Here is a 20,523-nt window from a genome sequence, read left to right as displayed (position 1 = left end):
GGCGAGATCATTTTTCGGAATTCATCACGTAGAGGGCACGCGAGCGCTCGAGATGCTTGATCATCGCCTTCTCGGCGCCGTCGGCATCCTTCTTCTCGATGCGGCCGATGATCTCTTCATGCTCGGTCAGCGTGAAGCTTTCCTTGCCGGTCCAGATCAGCATTTCGGTGTGGTATTCTTTCAGCCAGCCCAGCATCGCCTCACTGACGGCGACATAGATCGGGTTGCCGGAGATCGCGGCGATCTGGGTATGGAATTTCATATCGGCGGAAATGAAGGCCTCGGAGTCGCCACGGAAGCCGCGCTGTTCGGCAATGGTGGCCCGCAGCAGCTGCACATCCTCGGCGGTGGCCTTTTCGGCGGCTTCCCTGACCATGCCGCGCTCGAAAAAGATGCGCGCGGTCTTCAGGTGCTCCAGCGTGTCTTTCGATGACGACAGGATGATCTTGGCGGCGCCATCGACCTGTTTGATGATCGACTTGGCGGTCAGCTGCAGCACCTTGGCGCGTTCGCCATGCGATATCGCGACGAGGCCCATATTGCTCAACGCCTGCATCGCCTCGCGGATCGCCGGCCTGCCGACCTCGAAGCGCTCCATCAGTTCGCGCTCCGACGGCATGTCGTCGCCCGGCATCAATTCGCCGCTGGTGATCAGGCGCTTCAGCCGCAAGAAGACCTCGTCGGAAAGCTTGCGCCGGACAATCGGTTCCGAACGGTTCATCGTCGCGAATCACTCCCTTGACCCGGCCCTATCTAACACTGCCGCCACATTTCCCGGAAATTGCCGTCTGTCGACCTGCCTTGAAACTTCCAGCCGGATATGCCTTGCAATACTTATGTACTCATTATACCAGATTTAGAGCACCGGTGAACCTTTTTCGAACGCCTCGGCCAGACCATGATCACCCTCACCTATCGCATCGAAACGCCTGGAAGCATCGAAGCGCTGGCGGCCAAGATCGCCAGCGACCAGTCGACCGGAACCTTCGTTGCGCTGCCTGGCGAGACCGAGGAGTTGAAGGCCCGCGTGGCGGCACGCGTGCTGGCGATCCGGCCTCTGCCTGACGCCGAGCGGCCGTCGCTTCCCGACGCTGGCAACGGGCCGTTCAAGCGTGCCGACGTCGACATCGCCTTTCCGTTCGACGCCATCGGCACCGACCTTTCGGCGCTGATGACAATTGCCATCGGTGGCACCTATTCGATCAAGGGCCTCACAGGCATCCGCGTCGTCGACATGAAGCTGCCGGAAGACTATCGGGGCGCGCATCCCGGCCCACAGTTCGGTGTTGCCGGCAGCCGTCGGCTGACCAGTGTGACGGACCGCCCGATCATCGGCACGATCGTCAAGCCGGCGCTCGGCCTGCGGCCGCACGAGACGGCGGCAATGGTGGCGGAACTGATCGCCGCCGGCGTCGATTTCATCAAGGATGATGAAAAGCTGATGAGCCCGGCCTATTCGCCGCTGTCGGAACGGGTGAAGTCAATCATGCCGCTGATCCTCGACAACGAGCAGAAGACCGGCAAGAAGGTGATGTATGCCTTCGGTATTTCGCACGCCGACCCGGACGAGTTGATGCGCAACCATGATATGGTGGCGAAGGCTGGCGGCAATTGCGCTGTCATCAACATCAATTCGATCGGGCTCAGTGGCATGGCGTTCCTGAGAAAACGCTCCAGCGTGGTGTTGCACGCCCATCGCAATGGCTGGGACATCCTCACCCGTCACCCGGGCCTCGGCATGGACTTCAAGGTCTGGCAGCAGTTCTGGCGACTGCTCGGCGTCGATCAATTCCAGATCAACGGCATCGCCTCGAAGTACTGGGAACCGGATGACTCTTTCGTCGAATCCTTCAAGGCCGTGACAACACCGATCTTTTCACCTGAGGACTGTGCCTTGCCGGTGGCGGGCTCCGGACAGTGGGGCGGCCAGGCGCCCGAGACGTATGCGCGGACGGGACGGACGGTCGATCTTCTCTATCTCTGCGGCGGCGGTATCGTCAGCCATCCGGACGGGCCGGGCGCCGGCGTGCGCGCCGTGCAGCAAGCCTGGCAGGCGGCGGTCGACGGCATTCCGCTTGCCGACTTCGCCCTGAACCACCCTGAACTGGCGCGGTCGATCGAAAAATTCGGCGACGGCAAGGCAGCCTGAAGCCATGCAGGACCTGCTTCTCAGCTATTATGGCGACGACCTGACCGGCTCGACCGATGTCATGGAGGCGCTCGAGCTTGGTGGCGTGCCGACCGTGCTGTTCATGCGCCAGCCGGACGAGGCCTTGCTTGCGCGATTTGCGCAGTGCCGGGCGATCGGCCTGGCCGGCACCAGCCGCAGCGAGACGCCGCAGTGGATGGACACGCATCTGCGCGAAGCCTTCGGCTGGCTGAAGACGTTGAAAGCCGCAATCTGCCACTACAAGGTCTGTTCCACCTTCGATTCCAGTCCGACGATCGGCAGCATCGGCCGGGCCATTGAAATCGGCCGCTCGGTGTTCGCGCAAGACAGCGTGCCGCTGCTGATCGGCGCGCCGCAACTCAGACGCTACACCGCCTTCGGCCATTTGTTCGCCGCCTATCGCGATCAATATTTCCGCATCGATCGCCACCCCGTGATGAGCCGTCACCCGACGACGCCGATGGATGAGTCCGATCTGCTGATCCATTTGTCGCGGCAGACTGCGCTGAGCTCCGGGCTGATCGACCTTGCGACGCTGCAGTCCGCGTCGCGATCGGCCGCGTTCGATCGCCTGACCGCAAACGGCACCGCAATCGTGCTTGTCGATGTCGACAATCTGGAGACGCAAGCCTTGGCCGGCAACGAGCTGTGGCGCGTTCGCAAGCCGGGCGGTTCTTTTGTCGTTGGCTCGTCTGGGGTCGAGTATGCGTTGTTGGCCGAATGGGCTTCGAATGGCATCGTCAGCGCCGGACAAGGCTTCACGCCGCCGGGCGCTGCCGACCGGGTCGCCGTGGTTTCGGGAAGCTGCTCGCCGACCACCGAACGGCAGATTCGGCATGCCCTGGCCGACGGTTTCGACGGCATCGAGGTCGATCCGGTCGAACTGGTTTCCGAGGCGTCGCAGCAGGCGATCGCGCGTGCGACGGAAAATGGGCTTGCCGGTCTGCAAGCGGGGCGCAGCGTCATCCTCTACACCGCGCTTGGCCCCACTGCCGACAGGGGCGCCGAAATCGATCGGCAGGAAGGCGCCCGCCACAGGCTTGGCCGCGGCCTCGGAGAAATCCTTCGCAGCCTTACGATCGAACAGAGCCTGCGGCGCGTGGTCGTTGCCGGCGGCGACACGTCGAGCCATGCACTCGGCGAGATGGGTGTCGATGCCCTGACAATCCGCATGCCGCTGCCCGCTTCGCCAGGTTCGCCGCTCTGCGTTGCCCATTCGCGCGTCAAGGCGATCGATGGGCTGGAGGTTGCGCTCAAGGGCGGTCAGGTCGGAACCGATCGCTATTTCTCAGCCATCCGTGACGGCCTCGGCGGTTGAAGCGGCCAACGCTGGGTTCAGGTATCGCTGCGCGAGAATGCTTCGACACGCGAAATACGCCTTGCCGGGTGGAAATCTCGGTAACGCCCGATAGTATCTGCGAAAATACGGAAATCGGGAGGATGCCGGTGCAGACCAAGAAGATCATCAACGACGGCAACCGCGCCGTCGACGAAATGCTGGAAGGCATTCTCGCCGCGCATCCCCGCCATCTCAAAGGCGTGGACGGCAGTCCACGCTCGATCATCGCCCGCGACGGGCCGCGCCAGGGCAAGGTAGGCCTCGTCATTGGTGGCGGCTCGGGTCATGAGCCGAGCTTCCTCGGCTTCGTCGGCAAAGGATTGGCCGACGCGGCGGCCATCGGCAACGTCTTTGCCTCGCCGCCGCCCGACCCGATCCTAGAATGCGCCAAGGCAGTCAGCGGCGGCGCTGGAGTGCTCTTCATGTACGGCAACTATGCCGGCGACGTGATGAATTTCGACATGGCCGCCGAGATGGCGGCCATGGACGACATCGAGGTGCGAACGGTGCTGAGCACCGACGACGTCGCCTCGGCACCGCGTGACCAGCGGCATAAGAGGCGTGGCGTCGCCGGCAATTTCTTCATCTTCAAGGCCGCCGGCGCTGCCTGCGACCGGATGCTGTCGTTCGACGAATGCGAGCGTATCGCTGGGAAGGCCAACGACCACACCTTCACCATGGGCGTGGCGCTGTCGCCCTGCTCTCTGCCACAGACCCGCCGGCCAAATTTCGAGATCGGGCCGGACGAGATGGAGATCGGCATGGGCATCCACGGCGAACCCGGCATCGCGCGCGAAAAGCTGAAAAGAGCCGACGAGATCACCGACGAGATGCTGGACAGGATTCTCGATGAAATGGCGCCGGTGCGCGGCGACAAGGTCGCGGTGCTCGTCAATTCGCTGGGCTCGACGCCGCTGATGGAACTCTACATCATGAACCGGCGCGTGAAGCAGAGGCTCGACGAGATCGGCGTGTCCATTCACGCAAGCTGGGTTGGCAATTACTGCACCTCGCTCGAAATGGCCGGGGCCTCGATCACTCTGCATCGGCTGGACGGCGAGTTGCAGACGATGCTGGACCACCCTTGTGATTGCGCCATGTTTCGCGCCGGCTGAACCTGCTCCTCGTCAAGGGACAATAGCATGACAACAATCGACACAGCCCGCCTTGCCGGTATGTTCGCAGCGATCGCAACCAACATGTCAGCCGACAGAGACCGGCTGTGCGCGCTTGACGGGGTTATCGGCGACGCCGACCACGGCATCGCGATGGAGCTTGGATTCTCCGCGGCCCGCGATGCGGTCGCCGCGCTGGACACCGGGGCGACCGATCCGACCACTTTGCTGAACACGGCGGCAAAGTCATTCCTGAACGCGGTCGGCGCCTCCTCGGGCCCGCTCTATGCCACCGCGTTCATGCGCGGCGCGGCGGCCGTCAAGGGCAAGACGACACTTGGCGATGCGGACGTAGTCGCGCTGTTCCAGGCCATGGCCAAAGGCATCCAGGATCGTGGCAAGGCCGAGCCGGGCGAAAAGACGATGATCGACGCATGGTCGCCGGCAGCGCAAGCGGCGGGCGAAGCGCTGGCTTCCGGCAAGGATCTGGCGGGCAGTCTCGAGGCCGCCGCGCAGGCGGCGAAGGCAGGCGCGGAAGCGACCAAGGCAATGGTCGCGACCAAGGGCCGGGCCTCCCGCCTCGGCGAGCGCTCGCTTGGCCATATGGACCCCGGCGCCGCGTCCGCCGTGACCGTGATCGAGGCGATGCGGGTCGCCTTGACCAGTTAACTCAACAGAAGGTCCCTCGCGTCAGCGCTTGGCGTCGAGCTTGTCGACGGCCTGCACGTTTGCGGCGGAGGGGCCGTTCGGATCGAACTCCGAGGCCAGCCATGCGTCGGCGATCGATTTCGCCAGTTCGGGACCGATGACGCGGGCACCCATGGTGATGATCTGGGCGTTGTTGGACTTGGCGGCGCGCTCCGCGGAATAGGTGTCATGGGTCAACGCGGCGCGAATGCCCGGCACTTTGTTGGCGGAGATGCTGACGCCGATGCCGGTACCGCAAAACAGGATGGCTCGGTCGTAGTTGCCGTCGAGAATTTCGTGGCCGACCGCGGCGGCAATATCGGCGTAGAATCCGGCCTGGCTGAGATCGACGACCTGCAGCTCCGGCTTGGTGGCGAGATGCTTGGCGATGACATCGAGCAGCGGCTTGCCGGCGCTGTCGGCTCCAAGTGCGATCTTCATGGTGATGAACTCCTTTGCTTTCGTGTCGTAACAGTCAGCGCGCGATAGCGGCCGACGCCTTTTTCAGAATGTCGATGTAGCCTTCCGCTTGCCACGCCGAGCGGCCGATGAACAGGCCATCGATATGCGGCTGGCCGATCAGTTCGGCTGCGTTGCCGGGATTGACGCTGCCGCCGTAAAGCACAGGTGGAGCAATCGGCAACCGGTCGGCGGCAATTTTCTTGATCAGCGCCTGCTGCCTGTCGGCATAGTCGGCGCTGGCGGGAATGCCCTTCTCGCCGATCGCCCAGACCGGCTCGTAGGCAAAGAGGATTTCTGCCTTCAGCTGATCGCCGCTCAGCTCTTGCAGCGCGCCGAGAACCTGTGCCGTCAACACCGCCTCGGCGCGGCCGGATTCGCGTTCAGCCAGCGTCTCGCCGACGCAGATCAGCGGCACGAAGCCGTGCCTGACTGCCGCCGCCGTTTTCAATCCCACGGTCGCATCCGTTTCGCCGAAATGCTCGCGGCGCTCGCTGTGGCCCAATTCGATCACATCCAGCCCGCAATCTTTCAACATCACTGGCGAAACTTCCCCCGTCCAGGCGCCGGCGTCGGCCCAATGCATGTTCTGAGCGCCGACCTTTACGCGGGCGTTGGCCAGCGCCGCCTTGACCTGGCGCGCTGCGGTGAACGGCGGAATGACGAAGGGCTGTATCGCCTCGTCGAAACCAGGCACGAAGGCCGCCAGCGCATCGGCGAACTGCAACGCCTCGGCAAGCGTCTTGTTCATCTTCCAGCTCGTGCCGACCCAATATGGGGTCATTTTTTTCTCCTTCAACGCGTGTTTTCCTGGCCACCAGTGCCGGCGTCGAGCCGACATATTCGCTCAGACTCGAGGCTTGAGGCTGTCGCGGCCACTGTCGATGTAAGGCGCCCAGAAATCCACCGACTCGCGGATCATCTCGATAACCTGATGGTCGACTGGTTCTCTCTCCCTGAAGGAAAGTTCAAGGCAAATTTCGTTGTCGGTTCCGCCGCCCTGCCGAACCGCATCCAGCAGTTTTTGCGGCACTATGCGGCCATCCTTGTTGTAGGCGGCCGTGAACGGCCAGTGCCCGCCCTTGTTCATGGACGACTGCTTGATATGGATGATCGGCGATTGCAATGGAAACGCTTTCGCCCAGGCATAGGGATCGGTGTCGGCAGGGTTGGGCGAGGTCACATCGCCATGGTCGATATCTACCATCATCTTCATCGGTATAGGCAGCTTCGCCGCATCGATGGCGCTCTGCAGCGTGACGCAGCTTTCGATCGTGTGGCCGAACTCGCGGCCCACCGACATCGGCTCCCAGAACAGATAGGTCAGGCCCGCCGCCTTGGCGTGTTCGGCCACCTCGCGCCAGCATTCGAGCGCGACGTCGAGCAGCACCGCCCGCCGTTGCGGATCGTCAAAATCCTTGTAGGTGAAAATGGCGAACTGCGTGCCCATGCCCGACGCGCCGAGTTCGGCGGAAATGTCGGCGAACGTCTTGAACCAGTCAACATAGTAGCGCCGGACATCGGCGTCCGGATGGCCGAAATGATTGAGACGGCCATAGGGTCCGGTCATGCCGGAGGTGATCCGGACGCCAGTCCTCGCCAATGCACTGTTGAACAGGCGCAGGAATTTAGCAATCGTCGCCGCCGGCCAGCCCGGATTGACGAATTCATGTGTCAGCTGCACGTCACGGATACCGATGCCATAGGCAATCGCGTCGATCAGATCGTCTGGATCGGCGAAGCGATTGACCAGTGGATTGGTGTTGAGGGAAAGCGTGAAGGCCATCAGTCTGCCGCCGCCATGATGTTACCGAACCAGTCTTCGAAAATCTTGCGCTCGGCTGCATTGATATGCAGGCCATGTTTGGTGCGGCGCTCCAGTATATCGGCTGGTGTACCTGCCCATTCGGTTTCGACCAGGAACTTTGCTTCCCGTTCATAGAAATCGGGACCGAAGCGGTGGCCGAGATCCGCTTCGTTATGCACGCCGGCCAGCAATTGCCTGGCGCGGGTGCCATAGGTTCGAGCGTAGTGCTTCACCAGCGACGGGCTGAGCCATGAAAACTCGGAATGCAGATCACTCCGGAACTGCTCGAAGTCAGCATTGGGAATGTCGCCCCCGGGCAAGGGAATTTTGGCCGTCCAGGCCTTCTCCATCGTCGGAAAGAACGGCTGGATCTTTTCCAGCGCATGTTCGGAGAGCTTGCGGAAGGTGGTGATCTTGCCGCCGAACACCGAAAGCAGTGGCGCGTTGCCATTGGAGGCGTCGAGTTCGAAAATATAGTCGCGCGTCACCGCGCTTGGATTGTCGGCATTGTCGTCATAGAGCGGACGCACCCCGGAGAAGCTGTAGACCACGTCTTGTGGCGTCAGTTGCCGCTTGAAATAGCGATTGACCACCTTGATCAGGTAATCGACTTCGCTTGCCTCGGCTGCCACTTCCTCGGGCCTGCCTTCGTAGGGAATGTCGGTCGTGCCGATCAGCGCAAGATCGTTCTCGTAGGGATTGACGAAGATCACCCGCTTGTCGTTGTTCTGGATCAGATAGGCCTGCCGTCCCTCCCAGAATTTGGGCACGACGATATGGCTGCCTTTCACAAGACGAACGTTGCGTGTGGAATTCTGGCCGGCGACGCGGCTGACAATGTCGTTGACCCATGGCCCTGCCGCATTGATCAGTGCGCGCGCCCAGACTTTCGTGACCGCACCCGTGCGGCCATCCTGTATGTCGATCGACCACAGGCCATTTTCGCGTCGTGCCGCAATGCATGCAGTGCGCGTGAGCACCCTTGCGCCGAGCTGCCCGGCGTCCAGTGCGTTGAGCAACACCAGGCGCGCGTCGTCGACCCAACAGTCGGAATATTCGAAGCCGCGCTTGAATTCGTCCTTGATCGGCGCGCCTTCCGGCGATGTTCTCAGATCGAGCGTCCTGGTTCCCGGCAGCCGCTTGCGGCCGCCAAGATGGTCGTAGAGAAACAGTCCGAGCCGGACCAGCCAGGCTGGCCTGTCTTGCGGGCTGTGCGGAAGAACGAAGCGCATCGGCCAGATGATGTGCGGCGCCGCCTCGAGCAGCACCTCGCGTTCGATCAGCGCTTCGCGAACCAGCCGGAATTCATAATATTCGAGATAGCGCAGGCCGCCATGCACCAGCTTGCCGGAGCGCGAGCTGGTGCCTTGCGCGAGATCGTCCTTTTCGCACAGGATGACGGATAGTCCGCGACCGGCCGCATCTCGCGCTATGCCGGCTCCGTTGACGCCGCCGCCGATCACGAAGAGATCGACGACATCTGTTATATTGCTCAAGATCTTGCTCCTGTGCGGTGCGCCATGCCCTTCCACACCGGCCGAAGCGCCCGGTGCGCTGCAACGAAGGAAGGGAAGAGCGCATCGTAGGTTTGCGACAGCGCCTCGTCATAGGCATCGCAGTCGCCGAGAAGCGGCGTCACCCACTCGGCAGTGCAGTCTTCCATCGAGCCGTAGACGCCGAGGCCAACCGCGGCCATCATCGCGGCACCTGCAGCGCCGGCTTCCTGGCGGCTGCTGGTGCGCACTTGCGACCGTGTCGCCGCCGCGATGATGCGGCGCAAGGACGGGCTGCGCGCGGCGCCGCCCGACAGCCGGATCTCGCTCGGCACGGTGCCCATCGCCTGGTAGCAATCGCGGGCGGCGAAGGCCAATCCTTCGAGGACGGCGCGCGCCAGATCGCCGAAGCCGTGCTTGACCGAAAGGCCGATGAACCCCGCGCGTGCATCGGGGTCGACGAATGGCCCTCTTTCACCTGCCAACGATATGTAAGGCTGGTAAATCAGCGATCCAGGCTCGGATGCTTCCACCCAGACATCGAGTGCCTTCAGCAACTCATCATGAGAAGGTTTGCCGCCACCCGTGGCGAGCACGTCGCGCGCAAGGCCAAGCAGCCAGTCGATGTTGAGTGTAGCCGCCATGTTGGACTGCAATTGTGCAAAGCCGCCTGGAATAGGCATGGCGATGGTGTAGCCGGAGCCATCATCGTTCAGCACGACATCGTCGGGAGTGGCTGCGAAGCGCGTGTGTATGCCGGTCGAGCCGATGACCGTGCAGCCGACATTGCCTGAGGGATCGTAGAGGCCGGCTCCGAGAGCTGTCATGACCATATCCACGTAACCCAGCACCACCGGCGTGCCTTCGAGCAGGCCGGTCTCTGTCGCCGCCGATCGCGACAGCGGATGATGGTCGGTGGTGCCTTCCAGCATGGGAGGCAACAGGCCGGCGATGCGTCGTCAGATCCAGGATGTCGAGGGCTTCGTTGGAATAGGTGCGCGAGCGAAAATCGCCGAAGGTGAAGGTTCCTTCGGAGGGGTCGGTGGCGCGTTCGCCCGTCATCTTGAAGTAGAGCCAATCCTTGCAATGCAGTGCGGTCGCCGCCCGCTCCAGCATCTCTGGATTGTTCCTTTTCATGAAGGCAAGCTGGGCACCCTGCTGGCATGAGTTGAGCCCCGTGCCGGTCAGCTCGAACCGCCTGCGATCCCGGGGATCGGCGCGCATCTCATCCACCAAATGTCCGGCGCGCGCGTCGAGCCACAGCCATGCGCGCGAGACCGGCAAGCCTTCGCCATCGATCAGCCAGGTTCCGTCGCCCTGCCCGGTGATCGCAACCGCCGCGGCTCGTTGCGCGAGGTCAGGGATTTTGGCCGCGAGATCGCGAACGGTCCGCGCCATGTCGCGCCAGGTCTGATCGAGGTCCTGCTCGGCGCCGCCGCCTTCCAGCGTGACGAAGCTGTTGGGCACTGATGTCATCGCGAGCTGTCGGCCGGACAGATCGAAAGCGACCGATTTGATCACCGACGTTCCCGCGTCGATGCCGATCAGCAGGTCTTTCATGCCACGAATTCCGGTTGGTTAAGAAGGCAGTTCACGAGGGCCATCTCGTAGAAGAGGCAGGGAGTGTCCGCAAGGACACCCCCTGTGCAGGTTTTACTCAGACAGCACGAACGGTGCCGTGTACTTGTCGACATTGTCCTTGGTGATGAGAAGGCAATCGAACAGCTGCTTCTCGGTTGCCGCACCGGTGGCGCCCGTCTTGATGAACGAGTCCGCCTGCTGCACGGCCTTGGCCGAGAAGATGGCGACCGGCTGGAGCACGGTGTACTGCAGTTCACCGGACTTGATGGCCGCAACCGCGTCCGGAGAACCGTCGAAGCCGCCGACCTTGATGCCAGCCAGCTTGCCGGCTTCCTTCAGCGCGGCAACCGCACCGAGAGCCATTTCGTCATTGCCGCTGATCACGGCGATGATGTCGGGATTGGCCTGCAGCATGCTCTGCATCTTGTCGTGGCCCTGGGTGCGATCCCAGTTGGCGACCTGCGAAGCAGCCTTTTCGAGATCCGGATACTGGCTCAGCACAGTCGCGTAGCCGTTCGAGCGCGTCGCGGCGTTGTTGTCCGACGGGGCGCCGAGCAGTTCGACATATTTGCCCTTTTCACCGACCGCCTGCACCCACTGCTGGGCACCGAGAGCAGCGCCCTGCGCGTTGTTGGAAACGAGCTGCCCTTTGGCCAGGCCTTCCTGGTTGATCTCGGCATTGACGAGGAAGACCGGGATGTTGGCGGCTATCGCCTTCTTCACCGCGCCGACAGAACCGTCGGCATTGGCCGGATCGAGAATGATGGCCACCGACTTGTTGGTGATGGCGGTGTCGATCAAGTTGCTTTCCGTGTTGGTGTCGCCCTTGTGGGCGCCGACATTGGCCGTATAGCCGAGCTTCTCGGCTTCGGCCTTGGCGACGTTGCCCTCGGTCAGCCAGTAGGGGTTGGCCGGATCGTTGACGATGATCGAGATCAGGCCCGCGGCCGACGCGGCGGCCGTGAACCCGACGACCATCGCGGCGGCAAGCAGACTTTTCAGCATGGTTTTCATGTACATTCCTCCAATGATTACGCGGTGTTGCTGCCAGTTCACCTGGCAGTCTTCCCTTGGGCAGGATTGGCCGCTTCGGCCTTCCCCCGTTTCTGAGAAGTCGGTTGGCCACCTGTCGCGCTTGGGAGCTTGCTGCGGCGGCGATACTGAACGGCATTGAGGAGCACGGCGAGTACGATGACGGCGCCGGTGAACACTGTCTGCCAGTAGGATGAGATGCCGATGATCACCAGACCATCGGACAGGAAGCCTATGACGAAGGCCCCGAGCAAGGTTCCGCGGATGTTGCCGCGCCCGCCGGTCAGTGCCGCGCCGCCGATGACGACGGCCGCGATGGCCGTCAGTTCGTAGGTGGTGCCGGCGGTCGGTCCCGCCGAGGTCAGCTGCGAGGACAAGATCAGGCCGGCAATGGCGGCACAGATGCCTGAAAGCACATAGACCGAAATCTGCACGGTCTTGACCGGAACACCGGATAGTTCCGCCGCGCGCTCATTGCCGCCCGAGGCATAGAGCCAACGCCCGAAGGCGGTGCGGTTCAAGACGATGCTGCCGATAAGCGCGATGACCACCAAGACCACCACGCCGGTCGGCACGCCGAACAGGCGGTTGAAGCCAAGCGCATCGAAGCCGGTGTTTCCCAGCTCCGGTTTACCACCGAGATTGTTATAGGTCAGGCCGCTGGTCATCAGCAGCGCCAGGCCGCGTGCCATGTACATGACGCCGAGCGTCGCGACGAAGGCCGGAACCTTGAAGCGCGCGATGAGCACGCCGTTGATCAGCCCGACGACGGCGCCCAGCATGCAGGCCAGCACCGCAACCACCCAGACTGGCGGGTAGAGAACGACGCCCAGCCAGGTCAGCGTCACGCCTTGCATCAGGAACCCGGCAACGACACCGGCCAAGCCCAGCGTCGATCCCACCGAAAGGTCGATGCCGCCATTGAGGATGACGAGCAGCATGCCGATTGCGAGGATTCCGAAGATGGCGACATGCGAAGCCATGGTGAGGAAGTTCGCCACCGAGAGGTAGTAGGGCGACAGGAACGAAAAGACGACGATGATGACGATCAGGGCAAAGAAGGCCCGTCCCTCGAGCAGCAGCTTGGCGAGATCGAAGCCTTCGCTCGCGCTTGGACTGGACTGTTTTCTGGCCTGGCTGACATCGGTCATGGTCTGGGCTCCGAAATTCCTGGTGATCAGGCGACCACGGCTTCGCCGGAGGCGGCCATGATCTGCTCTTTGGTGGCGTTAGCGCCGAATTCGGCTGAAATCCTGCCGCGGCGCATGACGACGATGCGGTGGGCTATGCTGAGGCACTCGTTGACCTCCGAGGTCGAGAAGACGACGGCAAGGCCCTGCGCGGCACGCTCGCTCAGCAAGCGGAAGACTTCGGCCTTGGCGCCGACATCGATACCGCGGCTCGGCTCGTCGAGGAGGATGACCTTGGGGTTGGTCGTCAGCATCTTGCCGATGACGACCTTCTGCTGATTGCCGCCCGACAGCGATCCGATCATGGCGTTGCCGCCCGCGGTCTTGATGGTCACCTTGCGGATCGAATCCTCGATCAGCCCACGCTCCCTGGTGCGGGACAGAAACAGCCCCTTGGCGAACGCTTCGATGCTGGCAAGCGAGAGATTGCGACCGACGGTCATGGTCTGCACCAGCCCATCGCGCTGGCGGTCCTCGGGGACCAACACAAGACCCTTGGCGATGCGCTGGGCGATGCTCAGCCCCGAGACGTCCTCGCCCTCCAGAAGCGCGCGGCCGCCCGCCATCGGTACCCGTCCGGCGACGGCTTCCAGCAATTCCGTGCGCCCGGCGCCCATCAGCCCGTAAATGCAGACGATCTCGCCGGCTCTGACATCCAGCGACAGGTGATCGACGACGGAATAACCGGAGCCAGAAGTGTCGACGACGCTGACATCCTCGATCGACAGGGCGACCTCGCCGAACGCATGACCGGTCGGCGGCGAGCCGAGATCGAAGTTCTCGCCGACCATGTTTCGCACGATCCATTCGAGGTCGATATCCCTGGCTTCGGCCGTCGCCGTGATCGCGCCGTCGCGCAGGACGACGGCGTAGTCGGTGATCTGCAGGGCTTCTTCGAGGTGATGTGAAATGTAGACGATGGAGACGCCGCGGCTGGTCAAATCGCGGATCACCTTGAACAGCACCTCCACCTCTGTGGCGCTAAGCGCCGAGGTCGGTTCGTCCATGATCAGGATGCGGGAATCGACCGACAGTGCCCGCGCGATCTCGACGATCTGCTGCTGCCCGAGGCGCAGATCCTCGACCAGGGTCATTGGGTCGATGTCCTCTTCGAGATCGGCCATCAGCGCGCGCGCCTGACGCGATTCCTCGGCGAAATCGAGGCCGGTCCTGGTGCGCAGTTCTCGGCCCATGAAGATGTTGTCGCGAACGCTCAGATTCGGCGCCAGGCTGAGTTCCTGGTGGATGATCGAGATGCCGCGATCGCGCGCGTCCGAGGACGAGGAAAAACTGACGAGATTGCCGTCGAGCACGATGTCGCCGGATGTCGGTGTGACGACGCCAGACAGGATCTTCATCAGCGTCGACTTGCCGGCACCATTCTCTCCGAACAGCGTGGTGACCTTGCCGCGATGGATGTCGAAATTGACGCCCTTGAGGGCGTGGACGCCGCCATACGACATGACGATGTTGCGCGCCGAAAGCACGGCGTCGCCATTCGCGGGTCCGTTGCCGGCAGCCGGTCTCATTTGACGTCCAGCCTCACCGGAGTGACCAGCCAGCTCTTCGGATTGACCAGCTTGAAGGCGCCGACCACCGATATGGTCTTGCCGGTCAAGGCACTGGTGTCGATCTTGGCCAGGACTTCCTTCTTCATCTCGTTGTTCAGCGCCGAGCCGGCGTCCTGGTATTCGATCTGGTTGGTGAACTGTCCGAATGTGATCTTGCCGGTGGCGTCGCGCAGCTCCGTGCCGTTGATAGCCGGTCCCGTCTGGACGCGGATCATCAGCGTGTCGGGCAACCCATCGACGGCAACCTTGTAGATGCCCGATTTTCCTTCACCGACAACGCCGCTGAACTTGACCGAGATGACCGGCCCGACACCCGCGGGCACGCCGTATTCCTTTTCGGCCGTCGCCCTGTCCTTGGCGATCGCCGTCGCCACTGTCACGGCGTCGGCGGCACGGCCCTCGACATCGGCCTGCACCTTGGGAAATTCCGACTTGCCATAGTCTGCTGCGGAAAACACGGCGCTGCGAACGTCGCCTGCGGACCCGATCCTGACCACCTTGGTGTCGAGCGCCATGGCGCCGAGCAGGACGACAATTGCCGCGCCGGCAAGTGCCCGACGCAGGACGGGCGAGGCCTGACGGGTCGATGCGGTTGCAGCCTTCGCACTCATGACGCAACCGCCTGCAAGGCAGATCTGCCGTTGTCACGCATTTGACGATCCTCCGTTCACATGGCGCTTTGCACCATTGGATTGGTTCTTTTCGACAAGAGCGCGCGCAGTGCTTTCATCGGTGATCAGGCCGCTCAGATAACGGCTTTCGAGCACCGCCCTGATCGCCCGCACCTTCACCTTGCCGCCGGCGACGGCAACGATCCTGCGGCCTTTCAACTGGTCCCGCGGGAGCGCCAGAATTCTTTCCGACAGCGCCGTATCGACCGGGCGTCCCTTGTCGTCGAAAAAGTGGGCGAGTAACTCGCCGACGCCGCCATCGCGTTTGACCTCATCGATTTCGGAATGTTCGATCATGTCGGTAGCGACCAGCGAGGCTTCCCGCTCGGCGGTTCCTATGCCGACGAACATCAGGTCGGACCGGCTTGCCAGTTCGAAGACATCGCTGATACCGCGCTGGCCAAGCAGCACCTCACGGTCCTCGGCGGTGTTGGCGACGAAAGGCACCGGCATCACATAGGCCTGCGCGCCGGTCCGCTCGGCCAGCCGATGCATGACGTCGTGCGGGTTGGCCGCGAATTTACGCGTCACGCCGCCAAGCAGCGAGACGAAACGGATATGGGCGGCGGCGGTGCGCGTCAGATACTCGACGCTTGCAGCAAGGGTCCGGCCATGGCCGACGCCGATCAGCATGTCCTCGCCGCGATCGATCTCGCGCTTCAAAAACTGCGCGCCGGCGATGCCGAGCGCCTTCAGCGGCAGTTCGTCCTGATCGAGATCGGGAACGACCTCGCAGTAATCGAGCCCGTAGGCATCGATCAGCTGCTGCTCGAGGTCGATGCATTCGCCGACGTCGCCGTCGATGATCACCCTGACAAGGCCATCCTGGGTGGCCCGGGTGATAAGCCGGTGCGCCTTGAGGCTGGTCAGGCCAAGCCGCTTGGCCACTTGGGCCTGCGTGAGACCCCCGGCATAGTGAAGCCAGGCCGCTCGCGTGGCGAGGCTGGATTCATGGTCGCGGCTAGCGGTTCCGCCGGATTTCAAGCCATCTCCTCCCCAGGATGATATTATTATCTTTGTGTGCAAAAATTTTCACATCCCTGCATCGCTGTCAATCCCTCGCCGGATTTGGCCTACGGGAATTCTGTGTGGCCCTATTAGGAGGTCTGCATATTGGGTGATCATAATGATGTGTTATTTTAACGTCAATCGATGTTATCGAACTTCAATACCATCGAGACAGCAACCGGTATTTGCTGCCGATCTTCAAACTAAATATCTGTTTTCAATCATTTATGTCCGGCGGCACATAAATCCCAATCAGGCTGTGTCACGCTGTGTTGCACACGCGACGTAGCCATGGGCAAACCGATAGGATTGCCTTGAGAAAAGCCATCGGCATTGCCCGATGACGCGATCAGTCCAACCGCATCAGGTTCCGGCCCTCGAGTTCCACAACTGCGGCCTCGATTTCCTGCGCAATGCGCTCAGCACTCCAGTCAAGAGCCCGCGCGGCGATCGACGCGATCTCCTGCAAGTCCCGGCCGGTCAGGGAACCGGCAATCGCCAGGGTGCTGCGGCGCATGACGATATCAGCCAGATGTTCGACGAATTCGTTGCGGACGATGTAGTCGATTTCCGACCGGCTGTAGCTTTCTGAATCCGGCAGTCGACCCTCATCATCCGGCCCATGCCTGGCGATCTGCGTAGCTCTGGTGCCATATCGCGACAGCAGCTGATCGAGGCGCCGTTCCTCGATGCCCGTTTCCGATCGCGCCCGGGCCAGCCAGTCTGCGCGTGCCGAAGCATCGGGCGGAAAATCCCTGCCGCCGCCAATCGGCATGGCTTGCGTCGTCACCTTGCGGCTGCGCTTCAGGCGCCCAAGCACCGTATCGGCGACTTCCTCGGCGAAGCCACGGAAGGTCGTCCATTTGCCGCCGATTAGCGAGATAACCGCGAAAGGCCTGTTCCGGTCCGGCTCGGCGACCGGCGCCGAGTGATCGCGGCTGATCAGCCCAGGTACCGATGCATCGGAGGCCGGCAGCGGCCGGATACCGCTATAGGCATAGACGATCTGCTCGCGCTCGAACGCCATTCCCGGCAGCAGCGTCCGCACGCTATTGAGCAGGTACTCGACTTCCTCGGGCTCGCAGCGCACCTCGTCGGGATTGTCGGCCTTGATGTCGGTGGAGCCGACCAGCGCCAGGCCGAGATAGTCATAGACAAGGCAGATGCGGCCGTCGTCGGCCTCGAAATAGAGCATGCGCCCGGCCAGGCTTTTGACCAGTTCGTCATGCTTCAGCAGGATGTGCGAGCCCTTGGTGCCGCCGATCATCTTCGACGGCGCACCAAGCAAGTCGTTGACGTCATCGATCCAGGGACCGGCGGCATTGACCACCAGCTTGGGCCGCACCGAAAATGCCGCGCCGTTTTCCGGCTGGAAGGTGAGCACGCCATCGGCCGAAGCCATCAGCGCCGTGTAGTTCGCGCTGGCCGAGGCCGCATTTGCCCGCAGTCCATCGAGGATCAGCTCGAGCACTAGCCTTTCAGGGTGGCTTATCTTGGCGTCGTAGTAGGTGCCGGTGGCGACGATCGAAGGATTGAGCGCCGGCATCCCGCTGAGCGCCTGGCGCCGCCCGACCATGCGGTGGCGCGGCATGACCTGGTTTCGCGAGCCATAGAAATCATAGATCATCAGGCCGATCTTGATCAGGATGGCGCCGCGGCTGCGCGGCGCGCTGGTCGAGCCGAACAGCGTTCGCAGCGCCGCCAGCATGCCCTTGCTCCAGGAAAAGATCGGGATGACGGTCGGCAGCGGGCTGACATAGTGCGGCGCGTTTTTCAAAAGCAAATTGCGTTCGAGCGTCGACTGCGCCACGAGACCGAATTCGCCGGTCTCGAGATATTTCAGGCCGCCGTGAATGAGCCGCGATGGCGCGGCACTGGTGCCCGAACCGAAGTCCGCCTTGTCGACGATCAGGCAGTTGACGCCCTGCGCGCACAGGTCGCGAAACAGGCCTGCCCCGTTGATGCCGGCGCCGAGAATGACGACGTCGACCTGGCCGATCCCCGCCATGGCGACCAGACGCCCGGCAGGTTTTTCCGTACGTGTTCCTTCAGCTGGGCTCATGGTGCTTTCGTCTTGACGACGCGCAGCTTGACGCCGGCCCGTTCGAGGGCTTGCGCCCGCGCATCGCCCAGGCCTTCGGTTACCAGCACGACGTCGAAGCTGGTCAGATCGTCGAAGACATGCAGCGCGATCCTGTCGAACTTGGCATGGTCGATCAGAAGGATACGCTTGACCGATGCGGCCATCATCGCCTGCTTGACCCGCACGACATTGGGGTCCTGAATGAAGGCGGTGGTTCCGGTGATGGCCGAAGCCGAACAGATCAGCACATTGGCGCGCAGCTGCGCCACGGCGTTCTCGCAGACGATGCCGATATAGGCATTGTAGGTGGCGTGGTACTGGCCGCCGAGGCAGATGAAATCGATGTCATCGACATTGGTCAGCAGCGACGCCGTCGCCACGGAGTTGGTGATGACGGTCAGCGGCTTGACGTCGAGCAGCAGCGTGGCGACGGCGTTTGCCGTCGAGGAATCGTCCAGCATGACCACCTGGCCGGCTTCGACATAATCCAGTGCTGCCCGCGCCAGCGCATCCTTCTCGGCCCGGTTGACCGTCACCCGGTAGCGGAAGGCGCTTTCGTAAAGGCCGGACGGCTGAACCGTCACCGCACCGTGCAGCTTGCGCAGCACGCCCTGCTGCGCCAGCCGGTCGATGTGCCGGTGGATGGTCATGCGCGATACGCCGAAATGCTCGACCAGATCGTCTATGCGCACTTGGCCGAGCTTGATCACATAGTCTGCGATCTCTTCGCGTCGTTCGTCGGCCTTGATCATGCGGTCCCCCCAGTGTCTTGCCGCGCCAGCTTCTCGATCTCCGGCCAATGCGGTTCGAGCGCAGCGGCTACGCGGCCATAGAGGGAAAAGCGCTCGTTGAACACAGCACTGGAGGCCGGCACTGGCTCGTATTGGCGCGCCGTCATACCGACCTGCCTGGCACCTTGTTGCGGCGTCGCGAATATGCCGACCGCGGCACCCGCGCAAAGAGCAGCGCCAAAAGCCGCGGCCTCATCGGTCGAGGTGATGGTGACCGGGGCATTCAGCACATCGGCAAACATCTGGACGAAGGCCGGATTGCGCGAACCACCGCCGGTCAGGCGGATCTCGCTGATAGCAAAGCCCTCGCGCAAGGCTTCGACATGAGAGCGATGATTGAAAGCAATGCCCTCCAGAACCGCCTTCAGCATATCGCCGCGATTGTGCCAGCCATGAAGGCCGACAAAGCTGCCGCTGGCGACATCGCCAAAGGGGGAGCCGAACAGATAGGGGTGAAACAGGATGGTCGACCTCTTCTTCAACGCCGCGTCGATCTCGCCTGCCAGAAACTCATGGATCGAGCCACCATCGACCGATGCCTTTTCCTGCTCCGAACGGCAGAATGTGTCGAGAAACCAGTCGTAGTTAGCGGTCGAGGCCGGCGAGATCGCCATGTTGTTCCAGCGGCCCGCGTCGATGGCGTTGCGACAGAACCAACGCGGGTCGATGCGCGGTTCCAAAGAGACAACTTCGTTGATGGAATAGGTCCCGGCGACGATGGCGAGCACGCCCTCCTCATGGCCGCCCATGCCAAGCGCGGAGGCGGTCACGTCATGCAGTCCGCATGCAAACGGTGTTCCCTTGGCAAGGCCGGTCATGTCGGCGGCCTCGGCGGTGACCTGGCCGACGATTTCGGCCGAATGCGCCACCGGCGGTAGCGCGTCAAACAGATCGTCCAGTCCGAAGATGCGCGTCGCTTCCGGCGCGAAGGCTTGCGTGCGGAAATCCGTGAATGAGGTGCTGGCCTCCGTGCGGTCGGTGCCGATCGTGCCCGACAGGCAAAAGCGCAGCCAGTCCTTGCAGGCCAGTATATGCCCGATGCGCCCGTAGCGGTCTGGCTCGTTCTTCCTGATCCAGGCCAGCAGCGCCGATGGCGCCGAGACGTGCGGCGCCTGGCCGGTGCGCGCCAACGCATCTTCGAAGACCCCGTCCGCCGACCATTGTTCGACAATCTCGCCGGCGCGGCTGTCGAGCGATAGGATCCCGGGCCTCACTGGGCGACGATCCTTGTCGAGCAGGTAAAGACCGTCGCCATGCGCGGTCGCCGCAACCGCCTTGATGTCGTCGGCAGGCCGGCCGCACAATGCGATCGCCTCGCGGATTGCGTCGGCGGTCGCTTGCCAGAGGCCGGCCATGTCGCGCTCCACCCAGCGCGGATGCGGCATCGATTGCGCAACCCGCCGGCGCGCCACCGACAATTGTGTGCCATCGGCATCGAAGATCACCGCCTTGGTAACAGTGAGACCGTTATCGATTCCGAGCAGACAGGGCATGGTCACCGCCTCTTTCAGCGACTGGCGATGCGC

17 protein-coding genes and 1 pseudogene are annotated in these 20,523 nt (G+C 62.7%); 4 read left to right on the top strand and 14 right to left on the bottom strand.

Annotation, left to right across the window (positions count from 1 at the left end; translation table 11 throughout):
- Positions 1-7 precede the first annotated feature (7 nt).
- Positions 8-721: a transcriptional regulator NanR gene (locus tag NKI38_RS07165; RefSeq protein WP_352655951.1), complete on the bottom strand. Its 714-nt coding sequence runs from the start codon at positions 719-721 to the stop codon at positions 8-10.
- A gap of 177 nt (positions 722-898) precedes the next feature.
- On the opposite strand from NKI38_RS07165, the gene oiaX reads away from it, so the two are divergent.
- From oiaX to dhaL, 4 genes are all read left to right on the top strand, one after another.
- The gene (gene oiaX / locus NKI38_RS07160) at positions 899-2,149 is read left to right on the top strand and encodes a 3-oxo-isoapionate-4-phosphate decarboxylase OiaX (RefSeq protein WP_352655949.1); all 1,251 of its coding nucleotides are present in this window, start codon (positions 899-901) and stop codon (positions 2,147-2,149) included.
- 4 nt (positions 2,150-2,153) lie between these two features.
- Entirely contained in the window at positions 2,154-3,488 is a 1,335-nt protein-coding gene (locus tag NKI38_RS07155; protein ID WP_352655947.1) for a four-carbon acid sugar kinase family protein, read from the top strand.
- 128 nt (positions 3,489-3,616) lie between these two features.
- Positions 3,617-4,624: a dihydroxyacetone kinase subunit DhaK gene (locus NKI38_RS07150; protein ID WP_352656139.1), complete on the top strand. Its 1,008-nt coding sequence runs from the start codon at positions 3,617-3,619 to the stop codon at positions 4,622-4,624.
- Positions 4,625-4,651: 27 nt separating this feature from the next.
- Entirely contained in the window at positions 4,652-5,293 is a 642-nt protein-coding gene (dhaL, locus tag NKI38_RS07145) for a dihydroxyacetone kinase subunit DhaL (RefSeq protein WP_352655946.1), read from the top strand.
- Between the two features lie 21 nt (positions 5,294-5,314).
- Here the strand turns inward: dhaL and derI are convergent, their stop codons facing one another.
- From derI to NKI38_RS07080, 13 genes and pseudogenes are all read right to left on the bottom strand, one after another.
- A complete protein-coding gene (gene derI, locus NKI38_RS07140) occupies positions 5,315-5,752 on the bottom strand; it encodes a D-erythrulose-4-phosphate isomerase (RefSeq protein ID WP_027036231.1) in 438 nt (145 codons plus the stop codon).
- A 34-nt stretch (positions 5,753-5,786) separates the two neighbouring features.
- Entirely contained in the window at positions 5,787-6,554 is a 768-nt protein-coding gene (locus NKI38_RS07135; RefSeq protein ID WP_352655944.1) for a triose-phosphate isomerase, read from the bottom strand.
- Positions 6,555-6,617: 63 nt separating this feature from the next.
- Complete coding sequence (locus NKI38_RS07130; protein WP_352655942.1) at positions 6,618-7,556, bottom strand: sugar phosphate isomerase/epimerase family protein; 939 nt, start codon at positions 7,554-7,556, stop codon at positions 6,618-6,620.
- The gene (locus NKI38_RS07125) at positions 7,556-9,073 is read right to left on the bottom strand and encodes a glycerol-3-phosphate dehydrogenase (protein WP_352655940.1); all 1,518 of its coding nucleotides are present in this window, start codon (positions 9,071-9,073) and stop codon (positions 7,556-7,558) included. The genes NKI38_RS07130 and NKI38_RS07125 overlap by 1 nt, the downstream gene beginning before the upstream one ends.
- Positions 9,070-10,630: pseudogene (locus NKI38_RS07120) on the bottom strand (FGGY-family carbohydrate kinase). The gene NKI38_RS07125 and the pseudogene NKI38_RS07120 overlap by 4 nt, the downstream one beginning before the upstream one ends.
- A 93-nt stretch (positions 10,631-10,723) precedes the next feature.
- Positions 10,724-11,665 carry a D-ribose ABC transporter substrate-binding protein gene (locus NKI38_RS07115; RefSeq protein WP_013533072.1) on the bottom strand — a complete coding sequence of 314 codons (942 nt, stop codon included), beginning with the start codon at positions 11,663-11,665 and terminating at the stop codon, positions 10,724-10,726.
- A gap of 38 nt (positions 11,666-11,703) precedes the next feature.
- The gene (locus NKI38_RS07110) at positions 11,704-12,834 is read right to left on the bottom strand and encodes an ABC transporter permease (protein ID WP_352655938.1); all 1,131 of its coding nucleotides are present in this window, start codon (positions 12,832-12,834) and stop codon (positions 11,704-11,706) included.
- A gap of 26 nt (positions 12,835-12,860) precedes the next feature.
- Complete coding sequence (locus NKI38_RS07105) at positions 12,861-14,402, bottom strand: sugar ABC transporter ATP-binding protein (RefSeq protein ID WP_352655936.1); 1,542 nt, start codon at positions 14,400-14,402, stop codon at positions 12,861-12,863.
- On the bottom strand, positions 14,399-15,055 hold the full coding sequence (locus NKI38_RS07100; protein ID WP_352655934.1) for a DUF2291 family protein: 657 nt from the start codon (positions 15,053-15,055) through the stop codon (positions 14,399-14,401). The genes NKI38_RS07105 and NKI38_RS07100 overlap by 4 nt, the downstream gene beginning before the upstream one ends.
- A gap of 33 nt (positions 15,056-15,088) precedes the next feature.
- Entirely contained in the window at positions 15,089-16,099 is a 1,011-nt protein-coding gene (locus NKI38_RS07095) for a sugar-binding transcriptional regulator (RefSeq protein WP_352655932.1), read from the bottom strand.
- A 373-nt stretch (positions 16,100-16,472) separates the two neighbouring features.
- Positions 16,473-18,185 (bottom strand): glycerol-3-phosphate dehydrogenase/oxidase, encoded by a 1,713-nt coding sequence (locus NKI38_RS07090; protein ID WP_502899261.1) that lies wholly within the window; start codon positions 18,183-18,185, stop codon positions 16,473-16,475.
- Positions 18,182-18,958, bottom strand: a complete 777-nt coding sequence (locus tag NKI38_RS07085; protein ID WP_352655930.1) for a DeoR/GlpR family DNA-binding transcription regulator — start codon at positions 18,956-18,958, stop codon at positions 18,182-18,184. Before NKI38_RS07085 ends, NKI38_RS07090 begins: the two co-directional genes overlap by 4 nt.
- Entirely contained in the window at positions 18,955-20,490 is a 1,536-nt protein-coding gene (locus NKI38_RS07080) for an FGGY-family carbohydrate kinase (protein ID WP_352655928.1), read from the bottom strand. Before NKI38_RS07080 ends, NKI38_RS07085 begins: the two co-directional genes overlap by 4 nt.
- Positions 20,491-20,523: the final 33 nt, after the last annotated feature.

The organism is Mesorhizobium sp. M0621 (assembly GCF_040320745.1).
GTDB lineage: Bacteria > Pseudomonadota > Alphaproteobacteria > Rhizobiales > Rhizobiaceae > Mesorhizobium.
The sequence above is the reverse complement of the archived record's forward strand: the minus strand, read 5'-3'. Positions and strand labels throughout refer to the sequence as shown.